At 71.4% G+C, this 23235-nt stretch carries 18 protein-coding genes and 1 pseudogene; 10 read left to right on the forward strand and 9 right to left on the reverse strand.

Going from position 1 to position 23235, the window contains the following annotated elements; genetic code table 11:
• Nucleotides 1–155: 155 nt before the first annotated feature.
• Together ElP_RS04415 and ElP_RS04420 are read right to left on the reverse strand one after the other, a co-directional pair.
• A complete protein-coding gene (locus tag ElP_RS04415; RefSeq protein WP_145267479.1) occupies nt 156–851 on the reverse strand; it encodes a TIGR04283 family arsenosugar biosynthesis glycosyltransferase in 696 nt (231 codons plus the stop codon).
• On the reverse strand, nt 851–2170 hold the full coding sequence (locus ElP_RS04420; RefSeq protein WP_145267480.1) for a hypothetical protein: 1320 nt from the start codon (nt 2168–2170) through the stop codon (nt 851–853). The genes ElP_RS04415 and ElP_RS04420 overlap by 1 nt, the downstream gene beginning before the upstream one ends.
• Before the next feature lie 213 nt (nt 2171–2383).
• Between ElP_RS04420 and ElP_RS04425 the strand changes: the two genes are divergently transcribed.
• Nucleotides 2384–3196 carry a UvrB/UvrC motif-containing protein gene (locus tag ElP_RS04425; RefSeq protein ID WP_145267481.1) on the forward strand — a complete coding sequence of 271 codons (813 nt, stop codon included), beginning with the start codon at nt 2384–2386 and terminating at the stop codon, nt 3194–3196.
• 216 nt (nt 3197–3412) lie between these two features.
• Here ElP_RS04425 and ElP_RS04430 read toward each other — a convergent pair whose 3' ends face one another.
• Nucleotides 3413–4306, reverse strand: a complete 894-nt coding sequence (locus ElP_RS04430; RefSeq protein WP_145267482.1) for a dihydroorotate dehydrogenase electron transfer subunit — start codon at nt 4304–4306, stop codon at nt 3413–3415.
• 118 nt (nt 4307–4424) lie between these two features.
• Nucleotides 4425–6110 (reverse strand): pseudouridine synthase, encoded by a 1686-nt coding sequence (locus tag ElP_RS37630; RefSeq protein ID WP_197446708.1) that lies wholly within the window; start codon nt 6108–6110, stop codon nt 4425–4427.
• Nucleotides 6111–7422: 1312 nt separating this feature from the next.
• Here ElP_RS37630 and ElP_RS04440 point away from each other — a divergent pair.
• The 4 genes from ElP_RS04440 (at nt 7423) to ElP_RS04455 (ending at nt 11287) form a co-directional block, all read left to right on the forward strand.
• Nucleotides 7423–7962: a peroxiredoxin family protein gene (locus ElP_RS04440; RefSeq protein WP_145267483.1), complete on the forward strand. Its 540-nt coding sequence runs from the start codon at nt 7423–7425 to the stop codon at nt 7960–7962.
• Between the two features lie 396 nt (nt 7963–8358).
• A complete protein-coding gene (locus ElP_RS04445) occupies nt 8359–9807 on the forward strand; it encodes a DUF1501 domain-containing protein (RefSeq protein ID WP_197446709.1) in 1449 nt (482 codons plus the stop codon).
• An 86-nt stretch (nt 9808–9893) separates the two neighbouring features.
• Nucleotides 9894–10340, forward strand: coding sequence for a hypothetical protein (locus ElP_RS04450; RefSeq protein ID WP_145267484.1), 447 nt, complete (start codon nt 9894–9896; stop codon nt 10338–10340).
• 386 nt (nt 10341–10726) lie between these two features.
• Nucleotides 10727–11287 (forward strand): hypothetical protein, encoded by a 561-nt coding sequence (locus ElP_RS04455; RefSeq protein WP_145267485.1) that lies wholly within the window; start codon nt 10727–10729, stop codon nt 11285–11287.
• A 332-nt stretch (nt 11288–11619) separates the two neighbouring features.
• Here ElP_RS04455 and ElP_RS04460 read toward each other — a convergent pair whose 3' ends face one another.
• From ElP_RS04460 to ElP_RS04470, 3 genes are all read right to left on the reverse strand, one after another.
• Nucleotides 11620–12066, reverse strand: coding sequence for a hypothetical protein (locus ElP_RS04460; protein ID WP_145267486.1), 447 nt, complete (start codon nt 12064–12066; stop codon nt 11620–11622).
• Nucleotides 12067–12264: 198 nt separating this feature from the next.
• Nucleotides 12265–13407: an IS481 family transposase gene (locus ElP_RS04465; protein WP_145267487.1), complete on the reverse strand. Its 1143-nt coding sequence runs from the start codon at nt 13405–13407 to the stop codon at nt 12265–12267.
• 128 nt (nt 13408–13535) lie between these two features.
• On the reverse strand, nt 13536–15623 hold the full coding sequence (locus ElP_RS04470; RefSeq protein ID WP_197446710.1) for a thioredoxin-like domain-containing protein: 2088 nt from the start codon (nt 15621–15623) through the stop codon (nt 13536–13538).
• A 261-nt stretch (nt 15624–15884) separates the two neighbouring features.
• Between ElP_RS04470 and ElP_RS04475 the strand changes: the two genes are divergently transcribed.
• The 5 genes from ElP_RS04475 to ElP_RS04495 all read left to right on the forward strand — a co-directional run bounded on the left by ElP_RS04475 (nt 15885) and on the right by ElP_RS04495 (nt 20318).
• Complete coding sequence (locus ElP_RS04475) at nt 15885–16937, forward strand: ribose-phosphate diphosphokinase (protein ID WP_145267489.1); 1053 nt, start codon at nt 15885–15887, stop codon at nt 16935–16937.
• A gap of 118 nt (nt 16938–17055) precedes the next feature.
• Nucleotides 17056–18483 (forward strand): sigma 54-interacting transcriptional regulator, encoded by a 1428-nt coding sequence (locus ElP_RS04480; RefSeq protein WP_145267490.1) that lies wholly within the window; start codon nt 17056–17058, stop codon nt 18481–18483.
• 27 nt (nt 18484–18510) lie between these two features.
• Complete coding sequence (locus ElP_RS04485) at nt 18511–19653, forward strand: VWA domain-containing protein (RefSeq protein WP_145267491.1); 1143 nt, start codon at nt 18511–18513, stop codon at nt 19651–19653.
• A 21-nt stretch (nt 19654–19674) separates the two neighbouring features.
• Complete coding sequence (locus ElP_RS04490) at nt 19675–19962, forward strand: helix-turn-helix domain-containing protein (protein WP_145267492.1); 288 nt, start codon at nt 19675–19677, stop codon at nt 19960–19962.
• A 125-nt stretch (nt 19963–20087) separates the two neighbouring features.
• The gene (locus tag ElP_RS04495; protein WP_145267493.1) at nt 20088–20318 is read left to right on the forward strand and encodes a hypothetical protein; all 231 of its coding nucleotides are present in this window, start codon (nt 20088–20090) and stop codon (nt 20316–20318) included.
• Nucleotides 20319–20387: 69 nt separating this feature from the next.
• Here the strand turns inward: ElP_RS04495 and ElP_RS04500 are convergent, their stop codons facing one another.
• Nucleotides 20388–21785 carry a hypothetical protein gene (locus ElP_RS04500; protein ID WP_197446711.1) on the reverse strand — a complete coding sequence of 466 codons (1398 nt, stop codon included), beginning with the start codon at nt 21783–21785 and terminating at the stop codon, nt 20388–20390.
• Nucleotides 21786–22131: 346 nt separating this feature from the next.
• Nucleotides 22132–23145, reverse strand: a pseudogene (gene selD, locus ElP_RS04505) (selenide, water dikinase SelD); the annotation flags it as partial.
• Nucleotides 23146–23235 lie beyond the last annotated feature (90 nt).

The following is a 23235-nucleotide window of genomic DNA, read 5'->3' on the forward strand; positions in this document are numbered from 1 at the left end:
CGCCTCGGGCCGTGGTCGGCGTCTCGATCGGCGGCAACGCCCGAGTCACGGCCCGGGGTGACCTCCGCCGCGCCGACCGGCCTGGGAGGCAACCGGAGGGGTCCGGTTCCCTCTCGGACAAGGCCCCGCGGGTCGAGGTGTTCGGCCGGGTCGACTCAGCGGACGATCGGATAGAACCGTGAGAGGACCCCGGGGGAGACTCCCGAGGCCGCCGCGGCGGTGAGGGACCAGTTGCGCAGGGACTGGCCGAGGATGCCGTGCCGCCTCCAGCGCCGGGGGGAGACGTAGATCCGCTCCGGCAGCAGGGCGATCCGCCCCAGGCTCCGGAGCCGGAGGGCCAGGTAGACGTCGTCCATGAGCGGCACCTCGGGGAAGCCGCCGACCCGGTCGAAGGCCCACCTCGGCACGAAAACCCCCTGGTCGCCGTAGGGGAGCCCCGCCAGCCCGGCCCGGAGGTGGGCGGCGGCGTCGATGGTCCGGAAGGGAAGGTCCGGCGCGTCGACGCGCATCCGGAAGCAGCCGCCGGGGACCTTCGGACATCGCCCGACGAACCGACGGAGCCGGGAGACCGATCCGGCCTCCAGCCGGCAGTCGGCGTGAAGGAAGAGGAGGACGTCCCCCCCGGCCTGCGACGCCCCCCGGTTTTGCTGCACGCCCCGCCCCCGGGGGGAGCGGACGACCCGGGCGCCCGAGGCCTGGGCCAGGTCGGCGGTGCCGTCCGCGCTGTCGCCGTCGGCGACGATCACCTCGTCGGCCCCCTGGGAGGCGAGGTGATCGAGGCAGGTGGCGATCGTGGCGGCCTCCTCGAGCGTCGGGATGATCACCGAGACCGAGACCCGGGGGGAGGACATCAGCGGTGCAGGTCGTAGAGGTCCCGGGGGGAGTCGTGGAGGACCTGGGTGAGCAGCTCGGGCAGGTCCTCCTCCCGGGCGAAGCCCGCCTCGACCTGCCTGGCCAGGGCCGAGGCGATCGCCCGCTTCACCACCTGGAGCTTGCCGTAGGCCCACTCGACGGAGTAGGCGTCGCTCAGGTAGGCGCAGAACTTGGTCATCGGCACCACCTGGGACCGCAGCGAGAAGTGCCGCTCGATCAGGGAGGGGAAGAAGGTATGCCACCAGTATCCCGAGGTGTAGACGTTCGGGAACTGCCGGGCGAGCACGACGACCTCCTGCGAGAGGACGTCGGAGGCCATCATCAGGTCGAAACGGGCGTTCCCGAATTGGTGGAAGGCGCGGGCCATCTCGCTGGTCCACTCGGGCTGGAAGCGGGGGATGCTCTTGCCGTCGCAGATGAAGTACTCGGCCCCGACGGCGATCTGGACCGCCTTCCCGTGCTGGTGGTGCCACTCCAGCAGCGACCAGGTGACGAAGTGAGTGATGGCGTCGATCTCCTGCTCGGAGATCGTCGCGTCGTCGGCCGCCTTGGAGAGGGCGAGCCGGACCTGGGGCTCGTCGGGCTTTCGGAATCGCTGCTCGATCGGGATGAAGGTGTTGGTGAATCGGACCGGGCCGGTCACGGTCCGGTCGAGCCAGTCGAAGAGGCCCTGCTTGAGCGCCTCGGCGGTGCCGGGACGGTCCCCCAGCACCTGGAAGAGGGCCTCGACGTATTCCTGCTTGACGTGCCGGCCGGTGAAGAACGGCTCCAGATCGGTGGCGACCCCGGGGCAGAACAGGTAGTGGGCGTCGAGCATGAACAGGGCGTCGGCCGCGGCCGGGCTGGACGCCTCGCCCCGGTTACCCAGGCTGGTGACGAAGGTACGGATGTTGCAGCGGTCGCGGAGCACGTGAGACGGCCACTCGGGGTCGGACCCCTTCGAGGCCACCCGGTCGAGCAGGGCCCGGTAGTTCGACTCGGTCACCGCCGGCTCGTCGAAGTCGTAGAGGTCCCAGAGGATGCGATGGACGCACCAGGACATCGCCGTGTTCCGCATCCGGGCCAGGTACGGGATCGTCCGCCGGATGCGTTCGTCGACCGGCAAGCTCGGGTCGAGATCCGACCTCGGCATGCCCACGGCGATCAGCTCGGTCTGGACCCAGTGGTAGCCGAGCAAGGCGGCAAGATCCGGCGCCGAGGGGCGGTCGCAATGGATGTGCGTATGGGGGTCGATGATCGGGGTCGCGTCGATGAGGCGCTCGATCGACTGGGCCAGGCCCGGCATCGTGGTGAACATGGGGGGCGGGTCCGATCGTGGCGTTGGGGGGGCCTCGCGGCGGGGCGGGAAGGGCAGCATTCTCGGCCCCGCCGGGGCGTCTGTCAACGAACCCCCGATGCGCCTGACGGGCCGGCGATGCCGACCGTGGACCGATCCGGTATAATGCAGTCGGGACTCTCCGAGCGCCACCCCAAGGACCCGGACCCCTTGGCCGCCGAACCGGGAGATTCTATGCGGCGCGACATCGACGAGGCCCTCAAGGGCTGGCCCTACGATCCGGAGCTCGACGAGGTCGAGGCCCGGGAGATCCGCGCCCGGGACGGCCGGACGGTGGTCCAACTCCGGATCGACCTGGGACTCTTGCAGATGGAGCTCGACGACCGGCCCGACGGGGCCCGGCCCCGGGGCTTCGCCACCTATCTCGATTACCTCAGGCATCGTTCCCGGATCCGCCGGAGGCGGCGGAATGACCCGGTCGACTCCGGCCCGTCCGGCTGGACGATGTCGCCGGAACACTGCTCCGAGGCCGACCGGGAGCTGGTCCAGTTCTATCACCGCCGGGTCGCCATGCTCTCGTTGCAGCACTACGACCGGGCCTTGCGGGACGCCGACCACAGCCTCGCGCTGATGGACTTCATCGCCGACTTCGGCCCGACGGCCGAGTACGTCGACCGCCACGAGCGGCTCCGGGGCGGCATCCTCTTCGACCGCACCCAGGCCGCCGCGGCGATGGCCCTGGAGCGGACCAGCCCCGAGGAGGCGATCGACGCCATCCGGGACGGGATCGGCCGCCTGGAGCGGCACTCCCAGGACCACCTCGACGCCGACGACCCGGGGCGCCTCGAGTTCCTCGCCGAACCCGAGCAGCCGGAGACCTCGGCGATCGCCTACGTCGAGCGGCTCCGGAGGCTGGAGAAGGAAGTCCGGCACCATTTCGAGGTCCCGAAGACCCTCCGCGAACAGCTCGACGAGGCCGTCGAGCACGAGGACTACGAGCGGGCCGCCCGGCTCCGGGACCAGATCAACTCCCGGGCCGGCGGTTGACCCCGATCGGATGGCCCTCCCCCGCTCTCCCCCCGCCCGGTGAGGGGGAGGGGGCCTCGGACGCCGCGACCCGGCCCCGGACGCCACCCGCCCGATCCGGCCTCCGTCGGCCCGATCCCCCGGCGACGGGGGAGCCGCTCGGGTCGCCCCGACGAGGCGACCCCGCCCCCCATCCCGGAGCGCGACGGGCGGCGATCCATCCCGGTCGAGGGGGCCTCAATGCCCGCCCCCGATCGGCCAGGCGACCTCGGAGGCCGGGACGATCGGCCCCTCGACGCAGACCCGTCGGAGGTCGGTCGAGCCGTCGGCCTGGCGGATCGGCACCACGCAGCTGAAGCAGGCGCCGAAGCCGCACGCCATCTGGTTCTCCAGGGAGACGTCGCAGGGGATCCCCTCCCGGTCGGCGATCTCGGCCAGGGCGCCCAGCATCGGCGGCGGGCCGCAGCCGACTAATTTCGAGGGGCGGGGGCCCCGGCGGAGCCGGCCTTCGAGCAGCCCGGTCACCAGCCCGTGGTGGCCGGCCGAGCCGTCGTCGGTGGCGAGCCGGACGGCGATCCCGGCGGCCTCGAACGCCTCGATCTCGGCGGCGAGGTCGGCCGAGCGGACCCCGTAGAGCAGCTCGGCCGAGGAGGCGGGCGAGCCGGAATGATCGACGGCCGGAGTCCCGTATGATTGCCGCCCCGTCCACCATCGGCCGAGGGCGAGGAACGGGGTCTGGCCGATCCCCCCGGCGACGAAGGTGACCGGGCCGCCGTCCCCGGGGGGGGGGCCGAAGCCGTTGCCGAGCGGCCCCCAGGCCTCGACCCGGTCGCCCGGGCGGCGTCCGGCCAGGGCGGCGGTCCCCCGACCGAGGACGAGGTAGACCACGTCGATCGCCTCGGGCGTCCCCGAGGGGCCGGGCACCGTGTCGTACAGGGCGAAGGGGCGGCCGAAGAAGGGGTCGGTCGACCCGGGGCGGGTCGGCCGGATCATGAGGAACTGGCCGGGCAGGATGGCCCGGGCCATCTCCGGGGCGAGCAAGCGGATCCGGTAGGTGTCCCGGGCGACCCGGACGTTCTCGACGACCTTGACCGATCGGTGGCTCGCGCTCGGCGGGGCGTCGGCAATCATCGGTCGGGATCTCCGGGCGATCGGGGGAACGCGGCGGCCTGGGTTCACCGACCGGGCGGGCCGAGGACCGGGGCGGGCCCCCGGCCGTCGGCCCCGGTCCTCGATCGGCGTCCGTCGATCATTCGTCGTCCGACCGCTTGGACCGCCTGGACTTGGGCAGCGGCTTCGGCCGTCGCTTGATGACGGGCCCGGGGGGCTTGGGGACGGGGCCTCCCCGCGAGGGCCGACGGCCCCGGCCGCCGGGCGGAGGGGGGCCGCCGCCCTGGAGGGCGGGGCCGCCGCCCGCGCCGGCCGACTTGCGACGGGGGGGGCCGCCGGGGCCGGACGGGCCCCGGCCACGCCCTCCGGGGCCGCCGCCGTTGCCGTTGCCGGGTCCGCCGCCGGCCCGGGGGCGGCCGGCGGGCCTCCGGGGGGGGCCTCCGGGGGTGGGGCCGGTCGGCAGGCCGGCGGGGCGTCGGGCCCGTCCGGCCGGGGGCGGCGGGCCGTCGCCGCCGTCCCGGCCGACGGGGGAGATCGGCGGGACCAGGACCTCGTCGGCACCGTCGTCGACCGGGCGTCGGGGGGGGCGGCGGCCGGCGGGGCCGACCGGCGGGGGGGAGGAGGCGCCGACGGGCCCTCGCCCCGGGGCCCCGCCGGGGCGTCGGCCGCCCTGGCCCTGCGGCGGGCCCTGGTCCCGGCCGAACCGGGGGCCGGCGGGGCGCCGGCCCCGGGGGGCGTCGGCCCCGCCGACGAGGTGGCCCATGCCGGACCGGGGTCCCGCGGGCGCGGGCCCCGAGGCGTCCCGCCCCCGGGACCGCCGGGGGGTGGGCTCCCGGCGGTCCTGGCGACGGGAGGAGAGGGATTCCCCGTCGGCCGCCCGGCGGAGCAGGCTGACCTCCTCGGGGTCCAGGTGGCGCCACTGGCCGGCGGCGAGCCCCTTGAGGGTGACCGGCCCGACGGCGATCCGGGTCAGGCGCATGACCTTGTGGCCGAGCTTGGCGAGCATCCGCCGCACTTCCCGGTTCTTCCCCTCGGCCAGCGTCAACTCGATCATCGTCGCCTCGCCGTGGTGCGACTTCTCGTTGACGAACCGGGCGTCCCGGGCCCGGGCCTTCCCCTCGGAGAGCCAGACCCCTTCCACCAGCTTGTCCAGCACCTCGGGCCCCGGCTTGCCGGCGACCAGCACCCGGTAGACCTTCTCCACGCCGTAGCGCGGGTGGGCCAGGCGGTTGGCCAGCTCGCCGTCATTGGTCAGCAGGATCAGGCCGGTGCTGTCCTCGTCGAGCCGCCCGATCGGGTAGACGCGCTGGGGGAGGTCGGGCACCAAGTCGATCACCCGGGGGCGGCCGGCGGGGTCGGCGTTGGAGGAGATGAACCCCTTGGGCTTGTAGACGGCGACGTAGACGACCTTCTCCTGCCTGACCCGCTCGCCGTCGACGGTGATGGCCACCCGGTTGGGGTCGACCTTCGTGGCCAGGTCCCGGACGACCTGGCCGTCGACGGTGACCCGGCCCTGGAGGATCAGCTCCTCGACCGCCCGTCGCGAGCCGTGGCCGGCGGCGGCGAGGATCTTGTTCAGCCGCTCGGCGCCAGCCTGTTCGGGAGACCGGGGGAGTGCGGGTCGGCCCGGGGCGTGGGGCCGCCGGGGGCCGGTGCCCGGCCGGCCGGCCGGCTTCGGGCCCCCGGCGTTCGACTGGAAGGGCCGGGGGGGGCCCCCGGATCGGGGGCGGCCACCCGGCGTGCCGCCCTGGAAGGGGCGGGGGCCGTCGGAGCCGGCGCGTCGGGGAGGCGGGCCACCGCCTCGGCGGGGTGGGCGTTGGGCCATGGGATCACTTCCTGCGTCGGCGGACGCGAAGGGAGGGGACGGATTGACGCGGGGCGCCGCCGAATCGGGGACGGGTCGGCGTGTCGTCGATCGTGGGTCTGGACGTCGGACCTTCGAGTATACGATCGCCGGGGCGTCCGGTTCCAGGGATCGATCGGGAATCGGGGAGGCCGATCTGCCGGTCGCGGGGGGGCCGGCCTCCCCGCGTCGGCGTCCCGGCCGAACCGACCCTCGACCTGAGTTCGATCGGCCGACGCCCGCCTCCGGGCGTCACGGGAGGATTCCCGGGCGGGAAGCGGCCGGTGCGCCGACGTGCGGGACGGGGGTCGAGGCGCAAGTTGTTTTGTAATCGTGTGTTGGAGACTCGGAGTCGGGGCGAAATGGGTTCGCTCCGACGCGGCGCACCGGCCCGATCGGGCCGCCGCCCCCGGCCGGGGACGCCCGAGCCGGGGGGATGGCCTCGCCGATCGGGGGGCGGTCGCATCGGGTGCAAGTCGGCACCGGCTCGGGGTCGGAATCGGCCCGGGAGGCGGTCGGTGCGCCGGAGGCGAATCGGGGTCGATTCCTGGAAACTGTTTTCTTGGAATGAGTTGCGATAAATGGTGGCGGGCAAAATGGGTTCGCTCCGCACAGGGCTTCCAGGCAGGCACCCGAACCGGGGGACGCGAGTCGGGGCCGGAACCTTCGGGGAAAGGGGGATCGGGCGGGGGCGCGGTCAGTGCGCAAGGATCCCGAAGGAAGCGATCTTTGTAACCTGTTTGTTCGTTGGTGCTTGTGTTGCGAGGTCGTGTCGGAAATGGGTTCGCTCCGTCTCGGCGCACCGGGTACCCCGGCCGTGCTCGCCGGCATGGGACGGGTCGGACCGCGGGGGGAGAGGGCTCTCGCCCGCCGATCGGGCCCGGGTCGAGCCGGGGCCTCGAACGGCCGGTCGGGGGTCGATCGGGAGGGGAGGCGGTGCGGGAGGAGCATCGAGGTCGTCACGGGGGTCGGGTCGAGTCGAGTCGGGTCGGGTCGGTCGAGGAGCGGTCCGGGTCGGGGGTGGACGCGGTCGCCCTCCCACTCATAAAGATCGTGAGCCGGGGCGATTTCAGTCATCGAATCCGCCGATCGGCATCCGAGGAGGCCGGGGGTGCCGGGCCGCCCGGGGGACCGTTCGGTTGAATCCGGGGGGGGCGGTTGCTATGACGAGAGGGGTCGGCCGCGCCCCCGAGACGCGTCGGGGGGCGGCCGGTCGACCGGCCGGGACCGGGAGGGACCGCCGGATCGGGTCGCCCCGCATGCCTTGATTCGCACCCCAAGGGAGTCGACTTCCATGACGCGATCCATCGGACGGGCGCTCGTCGCCGCCGGCCTGGCCCTGGCGTTTGCCCTGCCGGCCTCGGCCCAGGACGAGATGCCGAAGGTCGGCGATCAGGCGCCCGAGTTCACCATGACGGGCTCCGACGGCAAGGACTACTCGCTCTCCGACTTCAAGGGGGAGAAGGCCGTGGTCCTCGCCTGGTTCCCCAAGGCGTTCACCGGCGGCTGCACAAAGCAATGCACGGCCTACGCCCAGCAGGGGGACCTGCTGAAGGACCTGAACGTCGCCTACTTCACCGCCAGCACCGACACGGTGGAGGACAACACGAAGTTCGCCGAGTCGGTGGGGGCCGACTACCCGATCCTCAGCGACCCGGGCGGCGAGGTCGCCAAGAAGTACGGCGTGATGATGCCCGACCGTCCGCTGGCCAAGCGGGTGACCTTCTACATCGACAAGGAGGGGATCGTCCGGGGCATCGACACGATGATCGTCACCGAGGACGCCGGCGCCGAGACGGCCGAGATGCTCAAGGAGCTGGGCCTGACCGAGTGACGGGTCCGTCCGTCGTGTTGGTGGGCGGATCGACTCCGTCCCCCTCTCCCCGCGAGCGGGGAGAGGGCCGGGGTGAGGGGTCCCGGCGTTCGATCCCGAGCGTTGCGTGTCAGCCGACCCCCCTCACCCGGCCTCCGGCCACCCTCTCCCCCGAGGACGGGGGCGAGGGCCGGAGAGGGTCGCCCGCGTCAGGCATCTTCCTGGGTGAGCCCGGGCCGGAATGGGTGGCGTCGGGATACGGGGGCGATCCGGCCGCCGAGGGTTCGCCGCCGATCCGTCCCCGGGTTGCGATCCAGGCGGTTTCGGGATAGGTTTGAACGGATGTTGGAGATTCGCCCCGGTGGGGTTCGGCCGGGGAATTCGAGGCCCGGGTGACGCCTTCGGCGGGGCGGTGGCATGGCGCGCGAGGCGATCGGCTGCGAGGCGATGCGGACGGGGCTGGCCCGGTCTCGCCGGGAATTCCTCCGGGCGGGGGGGCTCGGCCTGCTGGGCCTGAACCTGCCGACCTTGCTCGACGCGAGGGCGAGGACGAGGGCGTCGGCATTGCCCGTCGGGCCCGAGAGCTTCGGCAAGGCGAAGGCGGTCATCCTGCTCTTCATGTGGGGAGGACCCGCGCAGCAGGAAACCTGGGACCTGAAACCCGAGGCCCCGGAGCAGGTCCGGGGGGAGTTCCGGCCGATCGAGACGAACGTGCCGGGGCTGATGATCTCCGAGCACTTCCCGAACCTGGCGAAGCGGGCCGACAAGCTCGCGGTGATCCGGTCGGTCCACCACAAGGACGTGAACCACACGACCGCGACGCATGAACTGCTGACCGGGCACCCGATCCCCCGGGCCGGGGGCGGGCTGTTCTCCGAGGACTGGCCGCATTACGGGGCGGTGCTGGAGCAGATCGACCACTTCGGCAGGCGGTCGCCCCTGCCGCCCTATGTCCAGTTCATGCCGGTGAGCACCGACGGCGCCCCCCGGTTCGTGGAGCAGAGCCACGGCCAGGGGGCCGGCTGGCTCGGACCGGCGCTCAACCCGTTCTCGATCGACCACGACCCGAGCCTGCCGACCTACGACGTCGGCGACTTCCGCCTGCCGGCCGAGGTCGGCCCCACCCGACGGGACGTGCGCGAGGGGCTCTTGCAGGTCGTCGAGCGGCAGGCCCGGCACCTGGAGCAATCTCCCCAGGTCGACGCGATGGCCTCGCACTACGAGCGGGCCCACGCGCTCCTGACCGACCCGAAGGCGATGAAGGCGTTCGACCTGTCGGGGGAGGACCCCCGCCTCCGGGAGCGCTACGGGATGCACGCCCACGGCCAGGCGGTCCTCCAGGCGAGGCGGCTGGTCGAGGCCGGCGTGCCCCTGACGACGGTCTTCTGGCAGAACGACGGGATCACCAACGTCAGCGTCTACTGGGACACGCACAACCGCAACTTCATCGACCTGAAGGACCGGCTCATGCCGCCGGCCGACCAGGCGTTCTCCGCCCTGCTGGATGACCTGGAAGCACGCGGCCTGCTCGACGAAACACTCGTCGTCTGGACCGGGGAGTTCGGCCGGACGCCGAAGGTGGGGCAATCGGTCGTCGGCGGCGCCGGCGCCGGCCGCGACGGCCGGGACCACTGGGCGCACTGCTTCAGCACGGTCCTCGCCGGGGCCGGCATTCGGGGAGGCACCGTCTACGGCGCCTCGGACCGTTGGGCCGCCTACCCGGCCCGCGACCCCGTGACCCCGGCGGACATCGCGGCGACGATCTACCATTGCCTCGGCGTCGATCCCGACCTGGAGCTGGTGGACACGCTGGGCAGGCCACTCCGGCTGTGCAACGGGACGCCGATCGGGGGCGTGCTGGGGTGATCGGGGGCCGTCGGGCGGGTATCCGGGATCGAGGCCGCATCGGCGGGTCGCCCGATCGGTGAATCCGGCGTCGCTGGGGCCTGGCCATGCTGATCCGTATCTCCTGCCCGTCCTGCGGCGACGACGGCGACGACGCCGTCACGGCGGAGGGAAACGGATTGGCGTGCCCGAGGTGCGGGGCGAGGCTGGTCCTGTCGCCCCTCGACCCCGAGGAGGCCGCGCTCTCCTGGGTCGGTTCGACGGGCGAGGCCGGCGGGCCGACGCCCGAGGGGCCCATCGACGCGTGCGTCTCGTGCAACTATGAGGGGACGATGCTCGACGACGGCTCGCTCGGGTATCCGGTCTGCCCGGAGTGCGGGGCGTCGCAGCGGGATCGGAAGATCGGCAAACAACGCCGCGTCCCCTGCCCCGAGTGCGGTCGGCCGATCGAAGCCGAGCGGGGCAAGTCGGTCGTCTGCCCGCACTGCCAGACCTTCCTCGGGTGCCTCATCCCCGAGCGTCCAGGGAAGCGGTGGTGGCGTCGATCGCGGTGAGGGCGCATGGACCGGCGCGGTGGGCAGGGGCACGTGACGATGCGGCCCTCGTTGGCAGGGTGCTTGGGGTCGTACCGACCCCAGTTCGTACGCCGAAGCTTCGTGACCGAGGTCGGCACAACCCCATCTACCCGTCTTCATAGCGAACCCTGACAAATAGGGTTTTAGTCGACCATGGTCACGGCTGGCCATGAGACGGAGGGAATCGACACCAGCGAGTCTGCATGACGATTGCAGTAGACCTATAGCGTCAGGGTCGCCGACCACGCCACCGCCGCCCGGCCATGCTGAGCAGGACGGCCCAGCGGTCCGTGACTTGCCCGGTCCGGCTTGCTATGATCGACGCGATCGGGATGTGGCGGTTGATATGCCGGAGGGCTGGGCCGATGCACGATGGGACGAGCGGGCGGCGCTTCACGATCCTGGACGCCCTCGTCCTCGTCGCCGCCACGGCGTTCGGCCTTGCCCTCATGAGGGAGACGAAGGGCCTGCCCCCTGGTCGCGTCTCGGCCACCCAGGGGGCCATCGATCTGGCCGTCGTCTATGCGATTTATTACAGCAGTTCCATGCTGATCGTCTGGTCGCTGGCCGCTGTCGCACAGGCCGAGCGGCGTCCTCGGCCCCCGCTCGGCGACCTGCTCCGGTCCCCCGGCTTTATCGCCGTCGCCTCCGCCCTGCTGGGGGTCGCCGTCGTGGCCCTTCCCTCGGCCGGGCTATCGGTCCTCCGGCCGAGCACGCCGGGCGGCACCTTCCCGCTCGCACTGAGCCGGAGACTCTCCACCGATGTCGGGCACTTCGTGATCGGGGCGGCCCTGCCCATGGCGTTCTACGGCCGGTGGCTCCCGCGACGCACCTGGGTCGATCGACTCGGCTGGGCCGTCGGCCTGCTCTGGGTCGCCTTGCTGCTTCTCTATTGGGCCCGATCCTACGTGTCGCTCCTCTTCTGACGGCCGCTGGGTGGCCCGGACAACGTGTTGTCCGAGCGGCGAAGCCGCAAGAGGCTATCGAAAGAGTCTTGCTTGAGCCGGGCCGGCCGGGGCGGTCACCGGCCCCTCTTGTCGCTGCGCGACCCGGACAACACGTTGTTCGGGCCACCCACCCGCGGCATCGGGACGTCCTCGATAGATCTGTCGGTCCTGTTCTCCTCCCCGATGACCGATGACGAACCGGCATCGCCGCCAAGATCGCGGCACTCGGGGAGGTACTGTGACCGGGATCGGCACGATCCCAGCCACCCAACGCCGTCCGAGGACGTGTATTTCATCGTGCGGGAGCACGGTCATTTCGACCGAGATTCCTCCAGCTCGATGAGGATGGAACTCAAGGGATCATCAAGGTCGAGGATTGCGTCTACGCTTCGGGTTGGGCCCCGAATGACGTCCATCTCCTCCGCGTCGATCGAGCGACAGGGGAGTGGCGGCTCGGATCCCAGGGTAGACCACGGCTTCCTTGTCGCGACGGCGTACCTCGCCCTCATGAGGGCGTAGTGTTCGGCACAGGCCCGATCCCAGGAGGGATCATCCCCTTCGCCCCTGGCGAGTTTCCAGAGGAATTCCCGCTCAAGATTGGCGTAGGAGCAGGCCCGGTTGTGATATTCAGCGAAACGCCAGATCGACAAGATGACGGCGAATGCCGCCACGCCGACGAGCGCCCGAGGCTCCCTGACCGCGAACGCGAAACCCGCAACGGCGGCCATCAGGTGCCACAGGCGGAAGTTCAGGCTCAAGGGCCGCATCTCGGTCCCTCCGAAGTGTTGCCGGTGTGATTGATGGCCGGGACTCGGGGGCGTTCGAGGATTGATGAAGTGGAGGGGAGGCTGATGTGAGAGCAGCGCCTGGGGGCGTGCAGACCCCCTCACCCCGGCCCTCTCCCCTGTATAGACCGGGGACATGGGTGGCGCGCGTTCGGGGACATGGGTAACGGGTCAATCCGGTGGATTCTGCACTCGGAGGTCGGCCTGGGCAACCCGATGCACCCCGAGATACACCCCGTAGACCCCGTCCTCGGCCGTCGGGCGGACCGCCACCCGCTCGCCGCCGAAGGCCTTGCCCAGGTCGACCGGCCGGCCGCGGAAGCTGATGGCCCCGTCGCGGGCCACCTTGCGGACCGCGTCGCCGGGGCCGTACTCCCACTCGGGCAACGCCTCGGGGAACGGCCGCGGGCTGGGCCGGTCGCGGCTGGCCGGCACCACCAGGCCCAACGCCTCGTGCGGCCGCTCGTGGTTGTACACCGCGCGCCACGGGTCGAACCGCCGCTGGCAGTCGGCCAGGTCGGCGAAGGCCCGGCGGCCGATCACCTCGGCCTTGAGCGTGCGGTGGAACCGCTCGTCCTTGCCCTGGGTCTGCGGGTGTGCCGGCCGGCCGTGGCCCACCCCGACACCCAGCCGCAGCAGCCAGACGGCCAGGGCCGTGTACCGCTGCCCCAGGCCGGCGGTGCCCCAGGGCGGGCCGTTGTCGCAGAGCACCCGCTCGGGCAGGCCGTAGCGGCGGAACAGGTCCGTCAGGTGGCCGCGCACCGTCGTCGCCCGCTCGTCGCCGCAGGCCTCCAAGGCCAGGGCGAAGCGGGAGTGGTCGTCCAGGACCGTCAGCGGGTGGCAGCGGCCACAGGCGGTGGCGAAGTGCCCCTTGAAGTCCATCTGCCGGAGCCGGTTGGGGGCATCGTGCTCGAAGCGGACCGAGGGCCGGTGGGCGGCGGCGGCGGCCGGGTCGAGCCGGCCGTGGCGGCGGAGGATGGCGGTGATGGTGCTGGCCGCCGGCACGTCGGTGACGCCCAGGGCGACCAGCCGGGCGCGGAGCTTGCGGCCGCCCCAGGCCGGGTGGGCGTCGCGCAGGCGGAGCACCTCGGCCTCGAGCGGCTCGGGGCAGCGGCCCGGCGAGCGGGCCGGGCGCCGGGGTCGGTCGGCCAGGGCGTCGGCCCCGCCGGCCCGATGGCGTGCGATCCACTTGTAGGCGGTCTTGGGGCTGATGCCGTAGCGGCGGCACAGCTCGCGGACGTTGGCCCCCTCGGCGGCGGCCAGGGCGACGAACTCCGTGCGCAGGGACATGAGCGACGCCTCGTTCCATGGCATGGCGAGCCTCCGTGAGAGAGGCCGCCATGATGCCTCGAAGCGTTACCCATGTCTCCGAACACCTGTTACCCATGTCCCCGGTCCATACATCCCCCCGGGGACGGGGGGAGAGGGAGGCGGAGGGGCGATCATTCGGCGGCGGGGGGGGCGAGGGTGACGGTGGCTCCGGCGCCTTCGGCGAAGGCGAGGGGGACGGTCCAGGAGTATTGCTTGAGGGTGCAGAAGCCGCCCTCCTCGGCGCAGGCGAAGATGGAGGCGGAGACCTTCAGGGTCAGCGTGTCTCCGGCGCCGAAGGGCTTCGAGAGGGGGACGGGGAGGGTGAGGGCGTCCCCGGTGGGGAGGGTGGTGGAGCCGGTGGGGGAGACCTCCGGGCCGAGGGCGTCGGGGGAGTCGGGGGCCTCGATCAGGGTGAGGACGGGGGAGTCGGGCTGGAGCTTGAAGCCGGGGATCTCCAGGGAGAGATCCACGGTCAGGGCGTCTCCGGGGGCGACCTCCGTCATGGGGAGTTCGATCGGGGTGGCGTTGGCGAAGGTCGGCTTCTTCTTCGGGGGCTTCGGGGGGCTGACGCCGTCGAGGGAGAGGGTGCGGACCTGCTTCGCGTCGAGGTCGAAGGCCCGGACGAGGTGGTTGTTGGAGTCGGCGATGTAGAGGGTGTCCCCGGCCAGGGAGATGCCGCCGGGCTGGTAGAAGCTGGGGGAGGCGTCCGAGGAACCGGCCTCCCCGGTGCCGACCAAGGTCTCGACCCGGCGGGCCTCGGGGTCGCAGACCTTGATCTTGTTGTTGTAGGTGTCGGCGATGTAGAGCCGGTCGTCGCCATAGGCCAGGCCGAGGCAGTGCTGGAGGCGGACGGCGTCGCCGACGCCGTCGAGGTCGCCGAACTCGAAGAGGCCTTGGCCGACGACCGTGCCGACCTGCGGGGCCTGCTCGCCGGAGAGGGAGACGCGGCGGATGCCGGAGACTTCCGAGTCGGCCACGTAGACGTAGGTGCCGTCGGTCGCCAGGCCGGAGGGCTGGGCGAAGGCGGCATCGCCATACGAGCCGTCGATGATGTCCTCGCGACCGGAGCCGGCCCAGACGGAGACGAGGTTCGACTCCAGGTCGATCTTCCAGAGCTGGTGCGGCCCGGCCATGGCGATGATCAGCTCGGAGGTCCCGGGGACGGGGAGGAGGTCCCAGGGGCTGTTCAGGCCCTCGGCCTGGTTGCTGCCCTGGAACGAGCCGTTGCGGCGGTAGGACTGGGTGCCGTTGCCGGCGATCGTCTCCACGGTCCTCGCCGAGAGGTCGACGCGGCGGATGGCGTGGTTCTCGGTGTCGGTGACGTACAGGGCGTCGCCGACCAGGCAGAAGCCCTGGGGGCGGTCGAACTGGGCCTGGTCGAAGGGGCCGTCCTTGAAGCCCCGGATGCCGGTGCCGATGGTGGCCTGGCCGGCGCCGTCGAGGTCGGTGACGACGACCCGGTGGTGGCCGGTGTCGGCGATGAAGAGGCGGTTGTTGGGGGCGTCGGCCAGGACCTTGCCGGGGAAGAGCAGGGGGCCGTCGGAGGGGCGGTCGCTCTCGGCGTAGACGACGAAGGGGGTCTCGTCGAGTTCCCCGTTGGCTTTGTGCTCCTCGACGAGCTTGCCGATGAAGGCGTCGAGGGTGTCGTAGTTCCCCTCGCCGCTGACGGAGCCCCGGAAGTTGCCCTTGGCGTCGATGACGGCGAGCGTGGGCCAGGAGCGGACGCCGAACCGGCGCCAGATGGTCATCTCGGCATCATTCACGACCGGGTGCTTGACGCCGTACTCGCGGACCTTCTTGCGGATGTTCTCGGTGTCGCGCTCGGCCGGGAACTTGGGGGAGTGGACGCCGATGACGACCAGCTCGTCGGCATATTTCCGCTCCAGCTTCTCCAGGTCGGGGATGATGTGGTGGCAGTTGATGCAGCAATACGTCCAGAAGTCGAGCAGGACGACCTTGCCGATGAGGTCCTGGGAGCGGATCGGCTGGGCGGAGTTGAGCCAGGCGATCCCCCCCTCGAAGAGGTCCTGCGTGGCGCCGACGCCCTCCTGGCCCTTGAAGGAGGCGGGTACGACCATGTTCATCCTCGCGAAGGGGTCGGCGGGGGCGGGCTCGGCCCCGGTCCGGGCCAGCCAGGCCATGCCGGCGGCGACGGCGAGCAGGGCGATCGACGCGGCGAGGATCGGGGCCGCCCTTCGTGGGGAACTCGGGGTGGTCATCGGCGTGCGGCCTCTCGGGTTCGGGGTGGGGATCGGGTGGTGGGGGACGCCGTCGGGCCCGGGTCGGTCGGGCGGGGCGTCGGCGGCGCACATCGGGGTCATTGTAGCCGGAGTCGGGGGGATCGGGCATCGCCGGGCCGGGCCGACGCTGGCCCGACGGCGGGGGCGTCGATATACTCGATCTCTTCCCGGATCCGGACCCGTCCCGGCCGAAACGCGGGGTCCCGCCTCGATCGCCCATCTCCCCGAGGTTCCCCAGACATGGATCGTTCGCTCGTCTGCACGCCGGCCAAGGATCGGGACCCCTTCGGGGAGATGAAGATCTTCGGCGGGTCGGCCAGCGGGGGGCTGGCGAGGGCGATCTGCCGGCACCTGGGGGTCTCGCTCGCCAAGTCGGAGACGAAGATCTTCAGCGAGGGGAACATCTTCGTCCGGGTCCTGGAGAACGTCCGGGGCCGCGACGTCTTCATCGTCCAGGGGACCGAGCAGCCGGTCAACGACAACCTGATGGAGCTGCTCTTCTGGATCGACGCCTTCAAGCGGGCCAGCGCCACGCAGGTGACGGCGGTCATCCCCTTCTTCTCCTACGCCAAGGGGGACAAGAAGGACGAGCCGAGGGTGTCGATCCGGGCCCGGGTGATCGCCGACGCCCTGGAGGCCGTGGGGGCCGACCGGGTCCTGACGATGGACCTGCACAGCCCCCAGATCCAGGGCTTCTTCAAGATCCCGGTCGACCACCTCTACGCCGGGCCGGTGCTGACGGCCTACTTCCGCAAGCAGCACATCCCGAACCTGGTGGTCGCGGCCCCCGACGTGGGGTTCGCCAAGACGGCCCAGCGCTACGCCGACCTGATGAAGGCGCCGCTGATCATCGGCAACAAGACCCGCCCCGACCACGAGGAGCGGGCCGAGATCCTCGACGTGATCGGCGACGTGAGGGGCAAGAACGTCCTGATCGTCGACGACTTCACCATCTCCGGCGGCACCCTGATCGAGATGGCCCACGCCTGCAAGAGCCGGGGGGCGAAGGACATCTACGCCTGCGTCTCGCACGGGGTCTTCTCCAAGGGCTCGGCGACCAAGGTGAGCGCCAGCCCGATCAAGGAGCTGGTGCTGACGGACACCATCGGCAAGTGGCCCGAGCCGCTGGCGGAGAACTGCCGGAGGATCAGCGTCAGCCGGCTGTTCGCCGAGGCGATCATCTCCATCCACCAGCGCGAGAGCGTCAGCCGCCTGTTCGACACCGAGGTCGAGCCGGAGTTGATCGAGGAGTGCGCCGACGACGAGCCGGAGCCCCCCGTCTGGGCTCGTTGACTCTCCCTGGACGCCTGCCTAGCATGACCGAGGGACCTTCTCGCCCGGACCCCTCCCCGGACGACCCGCCCCCCGAGCGCCCCCGCACCGCCGATCCGGCCCCGAGGACGACCCACCGATGGCATCCGATCGACCCCAGACCCTGGGAGAGCTGAAGCAGGCCGGCCACCGCCTCGAATCGGTCAAGGACGAGATGCGCCGCAACCTGATCGCCCTGATCCGACGCGGCGAGCCGCTGTTCCCGGAGATCCTCGGCTACGAGGAGACGGTGGTCCCCCAGGTCCAGAACGCCATCCTCTCGAAGCACGACATGCTCTTCCTCGGCACCCGGGGCCAGGCCAAGACCCGGATGCTCCGCCAGCTCGTCCGGCTGCTCGATGACGCCATCCCGGTCGTCGACGGCTCCGAGGTGCTCGACCACCCGTACCACCCCGTCAGCCGGGAGGCCCGGGACAAGCTGGAGGCGATGGGGGACGACACCCCGATCGCCTGGGTCGGCCGCGACCAGCGCTACCAGGAGAAGCTCGCCACCCCCGACGTGACCATCGCCGACCTGATCGGCGAGATCGACATGATCAAGCACGCCGAGGGGCGGTACCTCTCCAGCGAGCTGACGATGCACTTCGGCCTGATCCCGCGGACCAACCGCGGGATCTTCTGCATGAACGAGCTGCCGGACCTCTCCCCCAAGATCCAGGTCGGCCTGTTCAACGTGCTGGAGGAGCGGGACGTCCAGATCCGGGGCTACCCCGTCCGCCTGGAGCTGGACCTCTGCATGGTCTTCTCCGCCAACCCGGAGGACTACACGAACCGGGGCCGGATCGTCACCCCGCTGAAGGACCGGATCGGCTCGGTGGTCCGCACCCACTACCCGACGACCCGGGAGGTCGGCGTCTCGATCAACGACCAGAACGCCTGGGTCGATCGGGAGGGGGAGCGGGTCGCGGTGCCCTTCTTCGTGAAGGAGGTGGTCGAGGAGGCGGCGCGGCTGGCCCGGACGTCGTCGCACGTGAACCAGGCGTCGGGCGTGTCGGTGCGGATGTCGATCGCCAACCTGGAGAACGTCGTCTCGAATGCCGAGCGGCGGGCGCTGGTGAATGACGAGCCCTGGGTGGTGCCCCGGGTCGGGGACCTGGCGCACGTCGTCCCCAGCACCCGGGGGAAGATCGAGCTGACGATGGCCGAGGACGACGGCTCGGAGGACGTGCTCATCCACCGGATCGTCGGCGAGGCGGTCAAGAACGTCTTCTCCGAGCGCTTCAACCCGAAGGAGTTCCGCCAGGCCGTCGAGTACTTCGACAACGGCGGCGGCGTCGAGCTGGGGGACACGGTCCCCACCCGGGAATTGCTCAAGCGGATCGAGAAGATCCCGGGCCTGCTGAAGAAGGCCGAGGACCTGGCCAGGGACTCGCTCCCCTCGCTCTCCGACCCCGACCTGCACCACGCCGCGATGGCCTCGGCCGCCGAGTTCATCCTGGAAGGGCTCCACGTGCACAACCGCTTGAACAAGAACGTGAAGGCGGGGGTGTCGTCGTACGAGCGCTGAGCCGGATCGCCCTCAACCGAGAGACCCATGCCGAAGTACGAATACTCCAAGTGGGACGGGTCGCAGAAATTCTCGCCGCAGTCGGCCGAGAAGGCGTTCGACCAGTTGAGCGAATACCTGTTGCATTACGGGGACCAGGTGCTCCGGCAGCTCGACCGGTTCGACGACGACGACGACCCGGAGGTCGTCGAGCTGCTCCAGCAGGAGGGGCTGATCGAGCGGGACGGGGAGGGGAAGTTCGTCGTCTCCCCCAAGGGGGTGAGGCGGATCCAGCAGAACGCGCTGACGGACCTGTTCCAGACGTTCAACCGGGACGCGATCGGCAAGCACGACTCGCCGCACAAGGGCTCGGGCGCGGTCCGGCACGAGGACTCCCGGCCGTACGTCTACGGGGACTCGCTGGCGAACCTGAACCTGCACGAGACGATCAAGAACGCCTACGTCCGGCAGGGGGGCGGGGTGCCGATCGGCGTCGAGCGGGATGACTGGGTCGTCTACGAGACGGAGCACCAGACCCGGGCCGCCACGGTCGTGCTGATCGACATGAGCGGGTCGATGGGCCGGTACGGCAAGTACGGGATGACCAAGAAGGTGGCGCTGGCCCTGCAAGGGATGGTCCGGGCGCAGTACCCGACCGACTCGATCGAGATGGTCGGCTTCTACACCCTGGCCAGCAAGTTGACCGAGCGGCAACTGATCAATTCGGCCCCCAAGCCGGTCGGCCTGTTCGACCCGAGGGTCAACCTGAGGATCAGCCTGGACAAGCCCTTGCCCAGGCAGGTGCAGCACTTCACCAACATCGACGCCGGCCTGAAGCTGGCCCGGAACCTGCTGAAGAAGCAGGGGGCCGAAAACAAGCAGATCATCGTCATCACCGACGGCGAGCCGACCGCGCACATCGAGGGCCGGGAGGCGGTGCTGATCTACCCGCCGGCGGAGAAGACGGCGATGGCCACGCTGGCCGAGGCGAAGCGGTGCGCGACGGCCGGGATCCGGGTTTCCTCGTTCGCCCTGATCGAGGATTATTTCTATCTCGGCCTGGTCAACTTCGTCGAGGAGATGGCGCGGGTGACCCAGGGCGTGGCGGCCTACTGCTCGGCCGACGACCTGGGCAAATATGTGTTCGATAGTTTCGTCGGCGGCCGCCGGCAGCGGAAGATGAGCCGCTGACGCCTCCTGAGGAGTCGTTCGATGGCCCGGATGCGGACGAGGACGAGGACCAGGGAGCGGATCGCCTCCGGCCTGGAGGCCCGTCGTACGTTGGCGGGGCGGCTCCGGGAGTTCCGGAAGGCCAAATTCGGGGACCAGGGCGGGCCGGAGATGGCCCGTTTACTCGGGCTCCCGGCCCGGACGTATTACAACTACGAGACCGGGGTGACGATCCCGGCCGAGGTGCTGCTCGCGCTCGTCGATCGGACCGACGTCTCGCCGATCTGGCTGCTCGCCGGGGAAGGGCCGATGACCCGGTCGGGCTCCTGAGCCGGGCCCGGGTTTGGCACGGGATGTGATGGGATCGGGGCGAAGGTTTCGATTCCCGGGGGGATCGTCCCGGCCGGAGTCGGCCGGGCCGCCCCGGGTCGTCCCTGAGACCCGAGGACCGATCGATGATGAGCACGAACAAGTGGTGGCTCGGCCTGGGCACGGCCTTGGTGCTCGGCCTGGCCCCGATGATCGGCTGCGAGAGCGAGACCGAGGTCGTCACCCCCGACGGGGGGACCATGGAGGTCGAGGAGGACGGCGACCGGGAGTATGAGAGCCCGACCGGCACCGAGACCGAGATCGAGCGCCAGGGCGATACGATCGAGGTCGAGCAGGAGCCGGCCGGCGGCCTGTGACGATCCAGGACGAGGTCCGAGGCCGGGGCAAGCCCCCGGCCTCGGCCCCGGCCCCGGACGATCCGGAGATCAGGTGAACAGATTGGGCCGGGGGTTGGCCACCGGGGCCCGGATGTAGCCGGAATCCTCGGGTGCCCGGTAGTCGATCCCGGCGAGGTCGGGCGTCTCGATGCGGGACCCGCCCCGGATCCGGCTCTCCAAGGCCGCATCCAGCACTCCTCCGGTGAGCTGCGTCCGTTCGACGGGGTAGGGGGGCCGGCCGGTGAGGAAGAAGTCCTCGATGCGGAGGACCAGCGGCGTGAAGAAGTCGGCCCCCGGGGGGGCGGGCAAGTAGACCAGCGTGGAGACGTCGACGGGATTGCCGTCGTCGCCGACCACCCTGGCGGCGATGCTGGTGTCGTCGACGTGGCCGTTCAGGATGAGGACGGTGCCGGTGAAGCCGTCGGCGTACTCGACGAGGAAGGCGACCGGCTGGAGGAAGGTCGGCCGGCCGGCCGGGTGGACGAAGTCGAGGGTGTTCTGCCTCACGTCGCCGGGGTTCTGGGTGTGGTTCCGGCTGAGGGCCTCGTCGAGCCGCTCCCAGGACCATCGGCCCGAGTCTCCCGCCTCCCAGACGGCGTCCCCTTCGAGGTAGGTGACGGCGACGACCCCCTGCGGATTGCCGCCGAGATCCCGGCGCTCGACCATGCACTGGAGCGTCTCCAGGGCGTGGAAGCCGAAGATCTCGATCTCGCCCCGGGAGGCGACGAGGGCATCTTCCCATTTCCGGCCGAGCGGCACCTCCAGGTGGGGCAGCCGCCAGGTGACCGGCAGGCTGGAGCCGGCCATCAGCGGGGCGCCGACCTCCCGGGCCGCGGCGACCATCGCGGCCGCCTCGGCGCGGTCGTAGGAGAGGTGCTTGTCGATGAAGACGGGCACGCCCCTGCCGGAGCGCCGGAAGACCTCCATGACCTGGCGGAAGTACTCGCCCCGGGGGTAGAGCTTCTGGAGCTTCTCGTTGAGGGGGTAGTCGCCGTGCTCGGCGATGAGCAGGACGGCGTCGACGGCGAGTTCCCCGGTGCCGAGGGTGAGGGCGTCCTCGACGGTCGGGCTGACCCGGACCTTGTATTGCTCGGCCTTCTCCCGGCCGAGGTCCTCGATCGAGGCCGGGGCGGCACCCTCGGGGAATTGCTCGGTGTAGAGGCTGACGACGTCTACCCCGGGCCGGTAGAACCCCCGATCGTCGTGCAGGACGAAGCCGTCGAGGAACCGGCCGACGATGTGGTAGGCGTGGGAGAGGTAGTAATACGTCGACGCCAGGGCCGCCACCCTCGGCCGGCCCGGGCGAGGCTCGGGATCCGGGCCCCCGAGGGCGTGGGGGATGGCCGAGGGGCTCGGGCGGTCGGCCTGGGCGTTCGCGGCGCCCGGGAGGACCATCGAGAGTCCGGCGGCGTTGAGGAAGTTGCGGCGGGTCAGGTCGTCGGGCATCGCGGGCGCGCTCCGGGGGGTCGGATCGGGGTCGCCGGGGGAATGCCCTCGACGATCGGCGTTCGTCGGGCCTCCGTCAAGCGTTCGGCGTTCTCCGGAGAGCGGGTCGGGGGGACGCGGAGCCCGGAGCATCGTCCGATCCCCCCTCACCCGGCCTCCGGCCACCCTCTCCCCCGAGGACGGGGGCGAGGGTCGGAGTCATTCCCCCTCTCCCCGCGAGCGGGGAGAGGGCCGGGGTGAGGGGGCCGTGCGTCCGGATCAAGCCCGGTGAATCGTCCGATCCCCCCTCACCCGGGCTTCGCCCACCCTCTCCCTCGCGGACGGGGGCGAGGGCCGGAGATGCGGATCAGTGCAGTCGGAGGGCGACGCCGTCATCGTTGGGGAGGACCCGGCCGACGACCGCGGCGGCCAGCGTATCGCGGGCCTTGAGTTCGAGGAGCAGGGCGTCGAGGCGGTCGGGGTCGACGGCGATGAGCAGGCCGCCGGAGGTCTGGGCGTCGAGGGCGAATTCGAGGCGGAGGGGGTCTGCGGAGGGGGAGAGGTCCCAGTGGGGGCTGACGAAGGAGCGATTGGTCGCGCTGGCCCGGGTGAAGTTGCGGGGGACGGCCAGGGCCTCGGCCCCCGCGATTAGGGGGAGCGCGGCGAGGTCCAGCTCGATCGTCGCTCCGGAGCCCCGGGCCATCTCCAGGGCGTGGCCGGCGAGGCCGAAGCCGGTGACGTCGGTCAGGGCGTGGCAGCCCCCGGAGGCGAGCAGGGCGTCCCGGGCGTCGGCGTTGAGGCGGACCATACCCTCGACGGCGCGATCGAGCACCGCGGCGGGGCAGCGTCGCTTCTTGGCGGCGGTGGTGACGAAGCCGGTCCCGAGGGGCTTGGTGAGCACGAGCCGGTCGCCGGGGCGGGCGCCGGCGTTGGTCAGCAATTCGTCGGGGTGGACGAGGCCGGTCACGCTCAGGCCGAACTTGATCTCGGCGTCCCGGACGGTGTGGCCGCCCAGGACCGAGGCCCCGGCCGACGCCACCCGCTCGGCGGCGCCGGCGATGATCCGGCCGAGGATCTCCAGGGGGAGGCGGTCGTCGGGGAAGGCGGCGATGTTCAGGGCCGTCAGGGGGCGGCCGTTCATGGCGTAGACGTCGGAGAGGGCGTTGGCGGCGGCGATCCGGCCGAAGGTGTAGGGGTCGTCGACGACGGGCGGGAAGAAGTCGACCGTCTGGACCAGGGCGAGGTCGGGCGCGATGCGATAGACCCCCGCGTCGTCGCTGGTCTCGGTGGCGACGAGCAGGTCGGCGGGGCGCCCGGGCCCGGTGGTGGTGGTCAAGCCGCGCAGGACCTGCGCGATCCCCTCGGGGGGGAGCTTGCCCGCTCACCCGGCGCAGTTGGCGTAGTCGGTCAGTCGCTTGCGTCGTCCGAACATCGGTCGGGGGGCCTCCGGGGCCGGGCGTCCTCGCCGGCC

Origin of the sequence: Tautonia plasticadhaerens (assembly GCF_007752535.1) — a bacterium.
Lineage (GTDB): Bacteria > Planctomycetota > Planctomycetia > Isosphaerales > Isosphaeraceae > Tautonia > Tautonia plasticadhaerens.

Excerpts from the sequence above, each read along its gene's own strand:
- ElP_RS04415 (WP_145267479.1), bottom strand. The coding sequence starts at position 851 with ATGTCCTCCCCCCGGGTCTCGGTCTCGGTGATCATCCCGACGCTCGAG.
- ElP_RS04420 (WP_145267480.1), bottom strand. The coding sequence starts at position 2,170 with ATGTTCACCACGATGCCGGGCCTGGCCCAGTCGATCGAGCGCCTCATC.
- ElP_RS04425 (WP_145267481.1), top strand. The coding sequence starts at position 2,384 with ATGCGGCGCGACATCGACGAGGCCCTCAAGGGCTGGCCCTACGATCCG.
- ElP_RS04430 (WP_145267482.1), bottom strand. The coding sequence starts at position 4,306 with ATGATTGCCGACGCCCCGCCGAGCGCGAGCCACCGATCGGTCAAGGTC.
- ElP_RS37630 (WP_197446708.1), bottom strand. The coding sequence starts at position 6,110 with ATGGCCCAACGCCCACCCCGCCGAGGCGGTGGCCCGCCTCCCCGACGC.
- ElP_RS04440 (WP_145267483.1), top strand. The coding sequence starts at position 7,423 with ATGACGCGATCCATCGGACGGGCGCTCGTCGCCGCCGGCCTGGCCCTG.
- ElP_RS04445 (WP_197446709.1), top strand. The coding sequence starts at position 8,359 with ATGGCGCGCGAGGCGATCGGCTGCGAGGCGATGCGGACGGGGCTGGCC.
- ElP_RS04450 (WP_145267484.1), top strand. The coding sequence starts at position 9,894 with ATGCTGATCCGTATCTCCTGCCCGTCCTGCGGCGACGACGGCGACGAC.
- ElP_RS04455 (WP_145267485.1), top strand. The coding sequence starts at position 10,727 with ATGCACGATGGGACGAGCGGGCGGCGCTTCACGATCCTGGACGCCCTC.
- ElP_RS04465 (WP_145267487.1), bottom strand. The coding sequence starts at position 13,407 with ATGCCATGGAACGAGGCGTCGCTCATGTCCCTGCGCACGGAGTTCGTC.
- ElP_RS04470 (WP_197446710.1), bottom strand. The coding sequence starts at position 15,623 with ATGACCACCCCGAGTTCCCCACGAAGGGCGGCCCCGATCCTCGCCGCG.
- ElP_RS04475 (WP_145267489.1), top strand. The coding sequence starts at position 15,885 with ATGGATCGTTCGCTCGTCTGCACGCCGGCCAAGGATCGGGACCCCTTC.
- ElP_RS04480 (WP_145267490.1), top strand. The coding sequence starts at position 17,056 with ATGGCATCCGATCGACCCCAGACCCTGGGAGAGCTGAAGCAGGCCGGC.
- ElP_RS04485 (WP_145267491.1), top strand. The coding sequence starts at position 18,511 with ATGCCGAAGTACGAATACTCCAAGTGGGACGGGTCGCAGAAATTCTCG.
- ElP_RS04490 (WP_145267492.1), top strand. The coding sequence starts at position 19,675 with ATGGCCCGGATGCGGACGAGGACGAGGACCAGGGAGCGGATCGCCTCC.
- ElP_RS04495 (WP_145267493.1), top strand. The coding sequence starts at position 20,088 with ATGATGAGCACGAACAAGTGGTGGCTCGGCCTGGGCACGGCCTTGGTG.
- ElP_RS04500 (WP_197446711.1), bottom strand. The coding sequence starts at position 21,785 with ATGCCCGACGACCTGACCCGCCGCAACTTCCTCAACGCCGCCGGACTC.